Genomic DNA, 14,690 nt, shown 5'->3' with positions numbered 1-14,690 from the left:
ATTTAATTTCCTGCTTTTTTTAGGTCTTTCATAGAATTTATATTTAGGATAGAATATAGTAGAGGAGAACAATATTGCAATATAAATTTCAATTTATATATTGCATGAAATTTATATTGCAATATTGTTACATTTTCTAATATAATAAAAACTGAAAGTGAAATTCAAGGGGGTCAATGAAATGTACGAAAAAGACAAGCTTGATAAAATATTATCTTCCTATCAAAAATGGGAAGAAAATAAGATTGTTAAGCTAATAGAAAAATTTCCTGAAAGGAAGAAAACATTTACAACAGGCTCAGGTATTGAAGTAAAGAGATTATATACACCATTGGATATCAAAGATATGGATTACGAAGAAGAAATAGGTTACCCAGGGCAATATCCTTTTACAAGAGGTGTACAACCTACAATGTACAGAGGAAGGCTCTGGACAATGAGACAATATGCCGGTTTTGCGACAGCAGAAGAATCAAACAAGAGATATAAATACTTGCTGGAACAAGGGCAAACAGGTTTGAGTGTAGCTTTTGACTTGCCTACTCAGATTGGATATGATTCAGATCATCCGCTAAGTGAAGGAGAAGTTGGCAAAGTTGGAGTTGCGATAGACTCATTAAAAGACATGGAGATATTGTTTGATGGAATACCTTTAGATAAAGTAAGCACATCAATGACAATAAATGCACCAGCAAGTGTACTATTAGCAATGTACATAGCAGTAGCAGAAAAGCAAGGAGTTTCACCTGATAAATTAAGAGGCACAATACAAAATGATATATTAAAAGAGTATATTGCGCGTGGAACATATATATTTCCACCCCAAGAATCTATGAGACTCATCACGAATATATTCGAGTACTGCTCAAAACACGTACCACAATGGAACACTATAAGTATAAGCGGATATCACATAAGAGAAGCAGGCTCAACTGCGGCACAAGAAGTAGCATTTACATTAGCAGATGGAATAGCGTATGTTGATGCAGCTATAAATGCAGGACTTGAAGTGGATGAATTTGCACCAAGACTTTCATTCTTCTTTAACGCTCACAACGACTTATTTGAAGAAGTTGCTAAATACAGAGCTGCAAGAAGACTTTGGGCGAAGATAATGAAAGAAAGATTCAATGCAAAATCTGAAAAGTCAATGCAGCTAAAATTCCATACCCAAACTGCTGGTTCTACGCTAACTGCTCAACAGCCAGATAACAACATCGTAAGGGTTGCAATTCAAACTCTAGCAGCTGTATTAGGTGGAACTCAATCTCTTCATACAAATTCAAGAGATGAAGCTCTAGCATTGCCAACGGAAGATTCCGTAATGATCGCACTTAGGACGCAACAAATCGTAGCTTATGAATCAGGAGTAACTGAAACTATTGATCCATTAGCAGGTTCATATTATGTAGAAAGCTTAACAGATAAGATAGAAAAAGAAGCAATGGAATATATAAAAAATATCGACAACTTAGGTGGAGCAACCAAAGCAATTGAAACTGGATACATTCAAAAAGAGATACAAAACTCCGCATACAAGTATCAAATGCAAATCGAAAGTGGAGAGAGGATAGTTGTAGGAGTTAATAAATTTAAAGTGGAAGAAGAACAAAAGAAAGAGATATTAAAAGTTGATCCACAAGTTGAAATTGTACAAAAGAAAAAATTGCAAAAATTACGTCAAGAAAGAGACAATGTAAGAGTTAACGAAGCAATTGCTACATTGACTGAAAAAGCAAAAACAAATGAGAATTTAATGCCTTATATCTTAGATGCAGTAAAAACATATGCAACATTAGGAGAAATTTGTGGCGCATTAAGAGAAGTGTTTGGTGAATATCAACAATCTGTCATTTTATAAGATGAGGAGGAAGACAAATGAATAGACCAATTAGAGTTTTGGTTGCTAAGCCTGGTTTGGATGGGCATGATAGAGGCGCAAAAGTAATAGCTAGAGCATTGAGAGATGCGGGCATGGAAGTAATATATACTGGCTTAAGACAGACACCTGAGCAAATAGTAGAAGCAGCAATTCAGGAAGACGTAGATGTAGTTGCAATGAGTATTTTGTCTGGTGCACACAATACATTGTTTCCAAAGGTTGTAAATCTTTTGAAAGAAAGAGGAGTTACAGATAGACTCATTGTTGGAGGAGGAGTAATCCCTGATGATGATATTCCATTTTTAATCCAATCTGGAGTAGAAGCAATATTCACTCCGGGTACTAGTACAAAGGATGTTGTCGAATTTATTACAACTCATGTAAAAAGACAATAGGTGGTGATTATTTGAACATAGAAGATAGGCTTTTAGCTGGAGACAAGATAGCCTGTGCGAGACTCATTTCTATGCTTGAAAACAATGAAAAAGAAGCTGAGGAAATTCTTAAAAATTTGTATCATAAAACAGGAAAGGCCTATATCATTGGAGTAACAGGTTCGCCTGGAGCTGGAAAATCAACACTTACAGAAAAAATGGCTAAAAAACTTCGAGAAGAAGGCAAAAAAATAGGTATTCTTGCCATAGATCCGACTAGCCCTTTTACAGGTGGTGCAATACTTGGGGATAGAATCAGAATGACTGATTTAAGTCTAGATGAAGGGGTTTTCATAAGAAGCATGGGAACTAGAGGCAACCTAGGAGGATTATCAAAAGCAACTTCGAGTGCAATAAAAGTATTAGACATCTTTGGTTGCGATTACATCTTCGTGGAAACAGTAGGCGTAGGACAATCTGAAATAGACATTGTAAAAATGGCGGATACAGTTTTAATGGTATTGGTTCCAAATATGGGGGATGACATACAAGCTATAAAAGCTGGCACAATGGAGATAGCTGATGTTTTTGCAATCAATAAATCCGATTTAGATGGTGCAGATAAGACAAAGTTAGAAATAGAAATGAATTTAGATTTAAATGAAAACAAGGATTTTAGGCCTAAAGTAGTAAAAGTGTCAGCTATAAAGAATAAAGATATTGACACCCTTTTAGAAGCTATATTTGAGCATAGGGATTATCAGATGAAAACAGGAAATTATGAAAAGAGAAGAATTAACAATGCTAAACAAGAATTATTGGATTTAGCAAAGGAGGACTTAATCAATTTAATAATGAAAAAAGCAGTTGAGAATGATTTTTTAAATACTCTTGTAAACGAAGTATATACAAGAAAGAAAGACCCATATACTGCAAAGGAAGAACTGCTAAATTTATTATTGAACTAAGAGAGGAGAGTTCTAATGGTAAAAAAAATAGATCATATAGGTATAGCAGTAAGGAATCTTGAAACATCAGTGGAATTCTATGAGCAAATGCTTGGAATTAAATGTACTGGAAGAGAAGTAGTAGAAGAACAGAAAGTAAAAGTAGCATTTTTGCCTGTAGGGGATTCGGAAATAGAATTGTTGGAATCAACAGATGATGAAGGACCAATAGCTAAATTTATTGAAAAGAAGGGAGAAGGTATTCAACATATTGCCTTTAGAGTTGATGACATCGAAAAAACACTCGAAGAATTAAAGGAAAAAGGTGTAAGGCTTATCGATGAGAAACCAAGATATGGAGCTGGTGGGGCAAAGATTGCATTTTTACATCCAAAATCAACAAATGGCGTGCTAATAGAAATAAGCGAAAGAGAATAATCTCTATAGGAGGATAAAAATGAATGACAAAATAAATGAATTAATCAAAGCAAAAGAGAATATAAAACTCGGCGGTGGAATTAAAAGAATTGAAAAACAACATAGTTCAGGCAAATTAACTGCGCGCGAGAGAATAAATCTACTTTTAGATGAAAACAGCTTTATTGAAATAGATGCGTTTGTCAAACACAGATCGACGAATTTTGACATGGCAAGTGTTGAAGCGCCTGCTGATGGAGTTGTAACTGGATATGGTACAGTAGATGGCAGATTAGTGTTTGTGTATGCTCAAGATTTTACAGTTGTCGGTGGCTCCTTAGGAGAAATGCATGCTAATAAAATTGTAAAGGTTCAAGACATGGCTTTGAAAATGGGTGCACCTATAGTTGGATTTAATGATTCTGGTGGCGCTAGAATCCAAGAGGGAGTCGATGCTTTATCAGGATATGGCAAAATATTCTATAGAAATACAATAGCATCTGGGGTCATACCACAAATATCTGTAATTATGGGACCGTGTGCAGGAGGAGCAGTATATTCTCCAGCTCTAACTGATTTTATATTTATGACAGAAAAGACAAGCATGATGTTTATTACAGGACCACAAGTAATCAAGTCAGTTACAGGTGAAGAGGTTACTCAAGAAGAACTCGGAGGTGCAATGACACACAATAGAACTAGTGGAGTCGCTCATTTCATGGATAAAACAGAGGAAGAAACCATAAAGAGAGTCAGAGAATTGCTCTCATATCTCCCTTCAAACAACTTAGAGATGCCCCCAGTTGTAAGAACCAATGACGATATAAATCGCACAGATGAAATGTTAAACGATATAGTTCCAGAAAATCCAAACAAACCATATGACATGAAGGAAGTAATAAAGTCGATAGCAGACGAAAACGAATTTTTCGAGGTACAACCACTATATGCTGGGAATATAATCACAGGGTTCATTAGATTGAATGGAAAGACTATAGGAGTTATAGCAAATCAACCTAAAGTATTGGCAGGCTGCTTAGACATAAATGCGTCTGACAAAGCTGGAAGATTCATTAGAACTTGCGATGCATATAATATTCCATTATTGAATCTAGTCGATGTACCAGGATTTTTACCAGGAACTAATCAGGAATACGGTGGAATAATAAGACATGGGGCTAAAGTGCTTTATGCATATTCAGAATCAACAGTTCCAAAAGTCACACTTATAACAAGAAAAGCTTATGGCGGAGCTTATCTTGCAATGTGCAGCAAAGACTTGGGAGCAGACCAAGTATTTGCATGGCCAACAGCAGAAATTGCGGTAATGGGGCCAGACGGAGCTGCGAATATTATATTTAAAAATGAAATTGCCAATTCTGACGATCCAGTAAAAACAAGAATGGAAAAAATTGAAGAATATAGAAATACCGTAGCAAACCCATCTATTGCTGCCCAAAGAGGATTTGTTGACGACATAATAGTTCCAAGCCATACTAGACCAAGATTAATAAGTGCATTTGATATGCTGGAAACAAAGAGAGAGACTAGACCTAGCAAAAAACACGGCAACTTGCCAGTATAGGAGGCCGAAAAATGGGAGAACATATAACTATTGGAGAATCATTAATCGTCACTGTTTCTAGCATGTTAGTAGTTTTTATAATACTAATATTGATATCATTTCTAATAGATAAGTTAAAAGCAATTGGAAATGACAAAGACTCTAAGAGCAAAATAGAGACCGTAAAAATTGAAACTAAAGAAGTGAAAGAAGACAGCAAGAAATTTGAGAATGAAATCGATGAAGAAATAATTGCGGTAATTGCTGCTGCAATAGCGTGTGCGACCGAAAATAAGGTAGAGGATATAAAAATAAAAACTATTAAAAGAATACCACCAGAAATTAGTGACTGGCAAAGAGCAGGGCAATTAGAACAAATTTTTAACAAAATATAGATTGGAGGATATGAGATGAGAAAATTTAAAATAAATGTAAATGGGCAAAGCTATGAGGTTGAAGTTGAAGAAATTTCATCAAAAGAAAATTCAGCTGTAATTCCAAACACTGTAACAAGAGAAGAAAAGAAAATAGAGAAGCCACAGCCAAAACCAGAAGTAAAAGAGGAAATTAAGGCTCAGGCAGGTCAAGAAATAGTTGAAGCGCCAATGCCAGGAAACATCTGGAAAATAGTTGCTCAAGAAGGTCAACAATTAAAAGCAGGAGATGTCATCCTAATTTTAGAAGCAATGAAAATGGAAAATGAAATTTTAGCTCCAAGAGATGGCAAGCTATCAAAAATGCTAACTAAAGAAGGCAGTACAGTAAATACCGGAGATAAATTAGCAATAATAGAATAGAGCTAATAAGAAAGGGTGAAAAAAATGACTGCAACTGTATTGGTTGATTTTCTTAATAGCACAGGCTTTGCCATGATGTCTTTTGGGAGCATCATAATGATAATTATATCACTTGTTCTATTATATTTGGCTATAGCCAAAGGTTTTGAACCTCTTTTATTGATTCCAATTGCTTTTGGAATGTTATTGGCTAATCTTCCGGGGGCAAATATGATGAAAGAGCCTGTTGTAGAGATTATTAAAGACCCTAACACAGGGGAATTAGTAAGTCATACAAAAGAGTACGGGGGCTTATTGTATTATCTATATCAAGGTGTAAAATTAGGTATTTATCCTCCATTAATATTTTTAGGAATTGGAGCAATGACGGATTTTGGTCCATTAATAGCAAATCCAAAATCAGTACTTCTTGGGGCAGCAGCACAATTCGTCATATTTGCAACGTTTATTGGAGCTATACTATTAGGATTCCCAGGAGCTGAAGCAGCAAGTATAGGGATAATCGGCGGAGCAGATGGCCCTACAGCTTTATACCTTACGTCAAAATTAGCACCACAACTATTAGGACCTATTGCTGTAGCAGCTTATTCGTATATGGCATTAGTTCCAATCATACAGCCACCAATAATGAGGGCGCTTACAACAAAAGAAGAAAGATCTGTTGTAATGGAACAACTAAGGCCAGTCTCAAAAAAAGAAAAAATCATATTTCCAATTATGGTAACTTTAATAGTTTCTTTGCTTTTACCATCAGCAGCTACACTAGTAGGCATGCTGATGCTAGGAAATTTATTCAGAGAATCGGGAGTAACTGACAGGCTATCAAAAACTGCACAAAATGAAATGATCAACATAGTAACAATACTGTTGGGTACGACAGTTGGTGCAACAGCAAGTGCTGCAAATTTTTGGAATTTAAAAACACTAGGAATCATTGCACTAGGATTAGTCGCATTTTCAATAGGAACAGCATCTGGTGTTATTTTTGGTAAAATAATGTACAAAGCAACAGGAGGAAAAGTAAATCCTTTAATAGGCTCAGCAGGTGTTTCTGCTGTACCAATGGCAGCTAGAGTATCTCAAAAGGTAGGGCAAGAAGAAAATCCTAAAAACTTTCTACTTATGCATGCAATGGGGCCAAACGTTGCAGGAGTAATAGGTTCTGCCATAGCGGCAGGAATGTTATTAATGTTTTTTAGTTAAATATAGCCATCAAAGTTATAACTTTGATGGCTTATTTTAAATTTTGGGTAATTAATAGTAAATTGAACATAGGAGATGTAAATATGTATAGTGGATATATAACTGATGTAGAGGGTATAAAAGTAGGGCATGCTCATTCAGAAGTAGGAATGACAGGGGTAACGGTTGTAATAAGCGAAGAAGGAGCTACCGGCGGTGTTGATGTGAGAGGAAGTGCACCTGGAACTAGAGAAACAGATTTGTTTAAGCCAGACAAGACAGTAGAAAAAATCAATGCTATAGTTTTAGCTGGAGGCTCTGCCTTTGGGTTAGACGCTTCATCTGGAGTGATGCATTTTTTAGAAAATAAAGGTATTGGGCTTGATGTTGGCTTTACGAAAGTGCCAATAGTCGCTTCTGCCGTAATATTTGATTTAAATGTTGGGGATCATACCATTAGGCCTGACAAAGAAATGGGTTATAGAGCATGTGAAAATGCAACTTTCAATGAAAACCGTCAAGGGAATACAGGATGTGGTATGGGTGCAAGCATTGGGAAAATATTAGGTTTTAACAACGCAATGAAATCTGGAATTGGCAGTGCTTCAATAAGAGTAGGAGACTTGGTGGTTTCAGCTCTCATCTGTGTAAACAGTCTAGGGGATGTATATGAAGGCACAGAAGAAATTGCAGGCGTATATGACTATAATGAGAATAAATTATTAAATACTGTTGAAATAATGGAAAAAGGTTATATTGACAATTCAATTTCTCACACAAATACTACTATTGGCGTTGTAGCAACTAATGCTAAATTAACTAAAGCATATGCTAATAAATTAGCAGAGACATCACATAATGGATATGCTAAAGCAATCAATCCTGTGCATACAATGTATGATGGCGATACAATCTTCGCATTAGCGACAAATGTAGTAGAAGCCGACTTTAACTTAGTGCTTACATTGGGAGCAGAGGTTACGAGGCGAGCAATAGTCAACGCAATACTGAATGCAGAAAGCATAGGCAATTTGAAAGCTTACAAAGACATAATAAATTAATATTGTATAATCTAATCAAAATATGTATAATTATCTTGTTAGAAAGCTGACATCTTTTTGAGTCAGACTATATAATTTGTTTTGGCATATCGACTGGTATCCAAACGGAACTAGAGCGGAGGGGTAAAATGAAAAATAGTAAAAGTGTAAATGTAAGAAAGTTAACGGTAGTTGGCGTATTAGGGGCTATATCCATAGTTTTAGGTATGACACCACTAGGTTTCATTCCAGTGGGGCCAACTAAGGCGACAGTTATGCATATACCTGTCATAATCGGTGCAATATTGGAAGGCCCTGTAGTAGGAGCGTTAGTAGGGCTTATCTTTGGACTTTTTAGTATTTATCAAGCAATAACTGCACCTACACCTGTCAGCCCATTTTTTTTAAATCCATTAGTTTCTGTACTTCCAAGAATTTTAATAGGAATAACTTCATATTATAGCTATCGCCTATTCAATAAAATTGGAAATAAAAATACGATTTGGATTATGAATGTCATATGGTGCGCGATAATTATCTATTTAGCTCATGGATTATACTTGAATGTAATCAACTATACTAGCATTTGGAAAGTTTTGATTAATATAATTCTCATTTTATTGACTGCAACTATGGTATATATGACTACTAAGAAATTCAAAGGCAAATCAATAGATGTATTGATAAGTGCTGTAATAGGTACACTTACAAACACTGTATTGGTGCTATCTATGATTTATATCATTTATGGGGAGCAATTCGTGGAATCCATTGGCCAAGACACACAATTTGTTGGAAGGGTAATAGCAGGAATTGGGGTTGCAAATGGAATTCCAGAGACAATAATTGCTGCAATCGTCGTGTCCAGCGTAGTGTCGGCAGTTAAACGAAAATAATGACTAGAGGGTGAAAATTTGTTATTGGTAATTGATGTAGGCAATACAAACATTGTATTTGGAGTATATGATGGGAAGAAATTGATATATGACAGAAGAATAGCTACAGACAAAGAAAAGACCTCAGACGAGTATGGATTGCTATTTGATCAGTTCTTTAAATACGATGGCATAAAAAGAGAAGAAATAGAGGATATAATAATATCTTCTGTAGTTCCAACTTTGATGCACACTTTACCTTCAATGGCACAGAGATATTTTAATAAAGTGCCCATAGTAATAGGACCTGGTGTAAAGACTGGCATGAATATAAAATATGACAATCCTAGAGAAGTTGGAGCAGATAGAATAGTAAATGCAGTTGGCGCATATGAAAAGTACGGCGGGCCAGTGATTATTGTTGATTTCGGTACAGCAAACACTTTCTGCTATGTCAATAAGGAAGGGGAATATCTAGGAGGAGTAATAACACCTGGAATTAATATATCAGCTGAAGCCTTGTTTTTAAGGACAGCAAAGCTACCCAAAGTTGAAATCACAAAGCCTGAAAAAATAATAGGAAAAAATACCATCACAAGCATTCAATCTGGTCTTATTAATGGTTTTGCAGGTATGGTAGATTATATAATTGATAAAATGATAGAAGAAATGAATCAATCAATTGAAGATGTAATGGTTGTAGCGACTGGAGGTTTTGCTAACCTCATATCATCTGAAACGAAGAATATAAAAGTTGTAGATAAATATCTTACATTAGAAGGATTGAGGATAATATATGAGAGAAATAAGGTAAGTAACTAAAAGTTGCTTACCTTATTTGATAGGAGGTGGGTATCTATTATAGATCATATCAATATAGATTCTAAAGCTGTATTAGCGCCAATGGCTGGATATACAGATTTAGCTTTTAGAAAAATTGCAAGAAAATTAGGTGCTGGATTAGTAACAAGCGAGATGGTTAGCGCAAAGGGAATGTATTATAACGATAAAAAGACAGTTGAACTAACTTTGACCGATGAATCTGAAAGACCATTGGCAATTCAGATTTTTGGTTCTGACCCTGATATAATGGCTTATGTAGTTGAAACAAAACTCAATACTAGGGATGATTTCGATATAGTAGACATAAACATGGGCTGCCCTGCACCCAAAATTGTGAAGAACAACGAAGGCAGTGCATTGATGAACGATCCAAAACTAAGCTATAAAATAGTAAAAAAAGTAGTCGATGCCTCTAATAAACCAGTTACAGTAAAAATCAGAATGGGATGGGATAAAGACAATATAAATGGCGTAGAATTTGCGAAAATGCTCGAGCAAGCTGGAGCAAGCGCTGTTACTGTCCATGCTAGAACCAGAGAGATGTTTTATTCAGGGAAAGCGGATATAGATTTTATTAAAAAAGTAAAAGATAGCATTTCAATACCTGTTATTGGGAATGGAGACATATCAAATGCAGAAGATGCTATATTAGTATTAGAAAGAACAAATTGTGATTATGTAGCTGTAGGTCGAGCTGCAGTTGGAAACCCGTGGATATTTTTAAATATCAATGAGGCAATATCAAAAAAAGAAATCACAAAGCCTACGCCAGAAATGATAATAAACATGGTGATTTTTCACCTTAATGAATTGTGCAATATAAAGGGAGAAAGAATTGGTGTTAAAGAGATGCGAAAGCATATACACGGATATATCAAGGGATTAAAGAATTCTAAAGCTGTGAGAGAACAAATAAATACCATTAACACTAAAGAAGAAATCATAACAGTTTTGAACAATTATTTAGATAAACTAATATCTCAAGATAAATAAGATTGTTTATAGCTTGACAACTAATTTATGCTTGATTATAATAGTTTGCATACAAAGTTAGAAATATTCAGATACAATTTTAGCTAATATTGACAATAAATGTATTATTAAATCAAAGGAGAGAGTTTAATGACCGAAAAGGAAGTATTTCTGACCCCAGAAGGATTAGAAAAATTGGAGATGGAATTAGAAGAAGCAAAAGTAGTTAAAAGAAAAGAGATAGCAGATCGTATAAAACAAGCTCTTGCTTTTGGAGACATAAGTGAAAATGCTGAATATGATCAAGCTAAAAATGAGCAGGCTAAATTAGAAGAGAGAATAGCCAAACTTGAAGCAATGCTTAGAAATGCAGTGGTTATAGATGATGATGAAATATCTACTGATATAGTGACAATAGGTTCTAAGGTTACTGTTTTAGACATAGAATTCAATGAAGAAATGGAATATACAATAGTTGGATCAGCCGAAGCAGATCCATTCGAAGGTAAAATTTCAAATGAATCGCCTATGGGAAAAGCACTATTAGGAAGGAAAGTTGGGGACACTGTAAGTGTACAAGCACCTGACGGAATCATAAAATACAAAATAAAAGCAATTATGAGATAATATGATCTTTATTAAAACAAGGGGGGCTTATATTGGATAATAATGAGCAAAATTTGAATGAAATGTTAAAAATAAGAAGAGACAAATTAGCTAAACTAATGGAAAGTGGCAAGAACCCTTATTTAATTGAAAAATATGATTACACTCATCACAGCGATGAGATAAAAGACAATTATGATGAGCTGGAAGGGAAAAGAGTTAGTGTAGCTGGTAGGTTGATGTCTAGAAGAGGACATGGGAAAGTTACTTTCTTTGACTTGCAGGATAGCAACGGAAGGATTCAATTATTCGCTAAAAAAGATGTGCTTGGCGACGAAGGATATGAAGACTTGGATTTTTTGGACATAGGAGATATTGTTGGAGCTGAAGGGACTGTATTTAAAACCCAAACAGGGGAAGTTTCAATCAGAACTGAAAAAATAACTTTACTGTCTAAATCACTTCAAATCCTTCCTGAGAAATTCCATGGCCTAAAAGACCAAGAACTCAGATACAGACAGAGATATGTAGATTTAATAGTTAATCCCGAAGTTAAAGATACTTTCATACTTAGAAGCAAAATAATTAAAGCTGTAAAAGAATTTTTAGATAACAGAGGATTTTTAGAAGTTGAAACTCCTATACTTAGTACAATTGCCGGCGGAGCAAATGCAAGGCCATTTGTGACTCATCACAATGCATTAGACATAGACATGTACTTAAGAATAGCAAATGAACTTTATTTAAAGAGGTTAATCGTCGGCGGATTTGAAAAAGTTTATGAAATGGGGAAAATGTTCAGAAATGAAGGAATGGACCAAAGGCATAATCCTGAATTTACCAGTATAGAATTTTATCAAGCATATGCAGACTTTGAAGAAATGATAAAACTTACTGAAGAGTTATTTTCATATGTAGCTATGAAGACATTGGGCACTACTGTAATCAACTATCAAGGTACTGAAATAGATTTGACGCCTCCTTGGGATAGAATGGATATGGCTGAAGCGGTAAAGAAGTACACAGGAGTTGACTTTAGTGTAATCGATACTGACGAGGAAGCAAGAAAAGTAGCTAGAGAAAAGGGATTGGAAATCGAAGACAATATGACCAGAGGTATGATTATATCTGAGATGTTCGAAGAATTTGTCGAGCAACATCTAGTTCAACCTACTTTTATCACTGGCCACCCTGTCGATATATCTCCTTTAGCTAAGAGAAATCCTAAAGATCCAAGGATAACAAACAGGTTTGAAGCGTTTATAAACACTTGGGAAATCGCAAATGCATTCTCAGAGTTAAATGACCCTATAGACCAAAGAGAGAGATTCGAAGAACAAGTAAGGCAAAAGGAATCTGGAGATGACGAAGCTCATCCTATGGATACAGATTTTATAAATGCCATTGAAGTAGGATTGCCTCCAACAGGTGGAGAAGGTATTGGAATAGATAGAATGATAATGTTGTTGACAAATCAAGCAAGCATAAGGGATGTAATATTATTCCCAACGATGAAACCATTAGAAGATTAGATTTATATTGCGGCTATTTAGCCGCAATATTTTATAGGTGAGAAAAATGAAAATACTCCATATTATAGCACAGTTCCCTGGGCTAACAGGAAGTGGAACATATGTAAATTCTCTTATCAACGAAGGCTATAAGAGAAATCATGAACAAGGATTAATAGCTGCGATACAAGACGGACTAACATATGAAAATGGTTCGTTGAGTTATTTAAACTTGGTTAGATTTAACACTAAAGAAATACCTTTTAGCATAGTTGGCATGAGTGACATAATGCCATATCCAAGCACTACGTATAAAGAATTAGATGAAAACATGCTGTCGGTTTGGATGAATGCTTTTGAAAAGGCTGTATTAGATGCTATAAAAAATTTCAATCCAGATATAATAATATCTCATCATCTTTGGATTTTAACATCACTAGTATGCAGGTTAAATTCAAACAAAAAAGTCATAGGTATATGCCACGGCACAGATCTTAGACAACTGCATTTGAATCCTAAATATATGGAATATGTCGTAGGTGGTTGCAAAAACCTAGATTTAGTATTGACACTTTCTAGTCAGCAAAAATTTGAAGTACATAATATATATAATATTCCAAAAGAAAAAATTCATGTTATAGGAGCTGGATATAATAGTGAATACTTCTACCCTCCAGATAAAAGGCCTTCCAATGGACCTATAAAAATTATATATGCAGGGAAATTAAGCAATAGTAAAGGTGTACCTTATCTTATAAGCGCTTTTACAAATTTAAAAGATAAATATGATGTTGAGCTTTTACTAGCTGGGAATGGAACAGGGGAAGAAAAAAAGAGAATATTAGAAATGGCAGATAAAAATGGAGTTGTTTATCTCGGAAATTTAAGCCAAAAAGAATTAGGAGAAGCATTCAGAAGATCTCATATATTTGTACTTCCTTCTTTTTACGAAGGATTGGGTTTAGTCACAATAGAAGCTTTAGCCTGTGGGCTTGGAGCTGTGGTTACAAATCACTCTGGAATAAAAGAATACTTAGGGGAAGAAATAAATAAAAGTGGAGCAATTGAATATGTAGATTTACCGCCAATGTCAAGCATAGATATGATTTCTGAAGATGTAGAAAATATTTTTGTAAAATCACTTGAAAAAGGCATAGAAAATATGATTAAGAAAGTGTTAAAAGGGTATAATAATTTTACCGCAATAGAAAGCAAGTTGAGAGAACTATCGTGGGAGCATTTATTTAATGATTTCGAGAAGATTTTACAAAAACTTTAAAAAACTTTAAAAAAGGTATTGACACAAGCTAATAGAAGATGGTATACTAACAAAGTCGCCAAGAGAGCGGCAACGAACCAAGAAAACTAAACAGTGTGAAACTTTGAATAAACTACAAAGTTAATTTTAAAAAAATAAGAAGTAATTGAGCTAAATCAAACTATTAAATGAGAGTTTGATCCTGGCTCAGGACGAACGCTGGCGGCGTGCCTAACACATGCAAGTCGAGCGAAGTATATTTAAGTGAAGTTTTCGGACGGAACTTAAATATATCTTAGCGGCGGACGGGTGAGTAACGCGTGAGCAACCTGCCTTTCACAAAGGGATAGCCTCGGGAAACTGGGATTAATACCATATGAAACTTAACTTTCGCATGAAAGATAAGTCAAAGCGAATAAGCG

The 14,690-nt window shown here is 35.0% G+C and carries 15 protein-coding genes and 1 rRNA gene; all 16 read left to right on the top strand.

Annotated features, from left to right (window positions below):
- The first annotated feature begins 181 nt into the window (after nt 1–181).
- Complete coding sequence (locus BO51_RS02765) at nt 182–1,861, top strand: acyl-CoA mutase large subunit family protein (RefSeq protein WP_496483750.1); 1,680 nt, start codon at nt 182–184, stop codon at nt 1,859–1,861.
- A gap of 17 nt (nt 1,862–1,878) precedes the next feature.
- Nucleotides 1,879–2,277: a cobalamin B12-binding domain-containing protein gene (locus BO51_RS02760; RefSeq protein ID WP_496483748.1), complete on the top strand. Its 399-nt coding sequence runs from the start codon at nt 1,879–1,881 to the stop codon at nt 2,275–2,277.
- A gap of 11 nt (nt 2,278–2,288) precedes the next feature.
- The gene (gene meaB, locus BO51_RS02755) at nt 2,289–3,224 is read left to right on the top strand and encodes a methylmalonyl Co-A mutase-associated GTPase MeaB (RefSeq protein ID WP_496483746.1); all 936 of its coding nucleotides are present in this window, start codon (nt 2,289–2,291) and stop codon (nt 3,222–3,224) included.
- Nucleotides 3,225–3,239: 15 nt separating this feature from the next.
- A complete protein-coding gene (gene mce, locus BO51_RS02750; protein WP_496483744.1) occupies nt 3,240–3,641 on the top strand; it encodes a methylmalonyl-CoA epimerase in 402 nt (133 codons plus the stop codon).
- 19 nt (nt 3,642–3,660) lie between these two features.
- Nucleotides 3,661–5,205 carry an acyl-CoA carboxylase subunit beta gene (locus BO51_RS02745; RefSeq protein ID WP_496483742.1) on the top strand — a complete coding sequence of 515 codons (1,545 nt, stop codon included), beginning with the start codon at nt 3,661–3,663 and terminating at the stop codon, nt 5,203–5,205.
- Nucleotides 5,206–5,216: 11 nt separating this feature from the next.
- Complete coding sequence (locus tag BO51_RS02740; RefSeq protein WP_496483740.1) at nt 5,217–5,579, top strand: OadG family transporter subunit; 363 nt, start codon at nt 5,217–5,219, stop codon at nt 5,577–5,579.
- A 15-nt stretch (nt 5,580–5,594) separates the two neighbouring features.
- On the top strand, nt 5,595–5,981 hold the full coding sequence (locus BO51_RS02735; protein WP_496483738.1) for a biotin/lipoyl-containing protein: 387 nt from the start codon (nt 5,595–5,597) through the stop codon (nt 5,979–5,981).
- Between the two features lie 24 nt (nt 5,982–6,005).
- Entirely contained in the window at nt 6,006–7,184 is a 1,179-nt protein-coding gene (locus BO51_RS02730; RefSeq protein WP_496483736.1) for a sodium ion-translocating decarboxylase subunit beta, read from the top strand.
- Between the two features lie 83 nt (nt 7,185–7,267).
- Complete coding sequence (locus tag BO51_RS02725; RefSeq protein WP_496483734.1) at nt 7,268–8,224, top strand: P1 family peptidase; 957 nt, start codon at nt 7,268–7,270, stop codon at nt 8,222–8,224.
- 128 nt (nt 8,225–8,352) lie between these two features.
- The gene (locus tag BO51_RS02720; RefSeq protein WP_496483732.1) at nt 8,353–9,099 is read left to right on the top strand and encodes an ECF transporter S component; all 747 of its coding nucleotides are present in this window, start codon (nt 8,353–8,355) and stop codon (nt 9,097–9,099) included.
- Between the two features lie 18 nt (nt 9,100–9,117).
- Complete coding sequence (locus BO51_RS02715; RefSeq protein WP_496483730.1) at nt 9,118–9,900, top strand: type III pantothenate kinase; 783 nt, start codon at nt 9,118–9,120, stop codon at nt 9,898–9,900.
- A 3-nt stretch (nt 9,901–9,903) separates the two neighbouring features.
- On the top strand, nt 9,904–10,914 hold the full coding sequence (gene dusB, locus BO51_RS02710; protein ID WP_496483728.1) for a tRNA dihydrouridine synthase DusB: 1,011 nt from the start codon (nt 9,904–9,906) through the stop codon (nt 10,912–10,914).
- Nucleotides 10,915–11,043: 129 nt separating this feature from the next.
- The gene (greA, locus tag BO51_RS02705) at nt 11,044–11,520 is read left to right on the top strand and encodes a transcription elongation factor GreA (RefSeq protein WP_496483726.1); all 477 of its coding nucleotides are present in this window, start codon (nt 11,044–11,046) and stop codon (nt 11,518–11,520) included.
- 62 nt (nt 11,521–11,582) lie between these two features.
- Nucleotides 11,583–13,031: a lysine--tRNA ligase gene (gene lysS, locus BO51_RS02700; RefSeq protein WP_496483878.1), complete on the top strand. Its 1,449-nt coding sequence runs from the start codon at nt 11,583–11,585 to the stop codon at nt 13,029–13,031.
- 46 nt (nt 13,032–13,077) lie between these two features.
- Nucleotides 13,078–14,289 (top strand): glycosyltransferase family 4 protein, encoded by a 1,212-nt coding sequence (locus BO51_RS02695; RefSeq protein WP_496483724.1) that lies wholly within the window; start codon nt 13,078–13,080, stop codon nt 14,287–14,289.
- A 163-nt stretch (nt 14,290–14,452) separates the two neighbouring features.
- Nucleotides 14,453–14,690, top strand: a 16S ribosomal RNA gene (locus BO51_RS02690); the annotation flags it as partial.

It is taken from the genome of Soehngenia saccharolytica DSM 12858 (assembly GCF_059568515.1).
The sequence above is the reverse complement of the archived record's forward strand: the minus strand, read 5'-3'. Positions and strand labels throughout refer to the sequence as shown.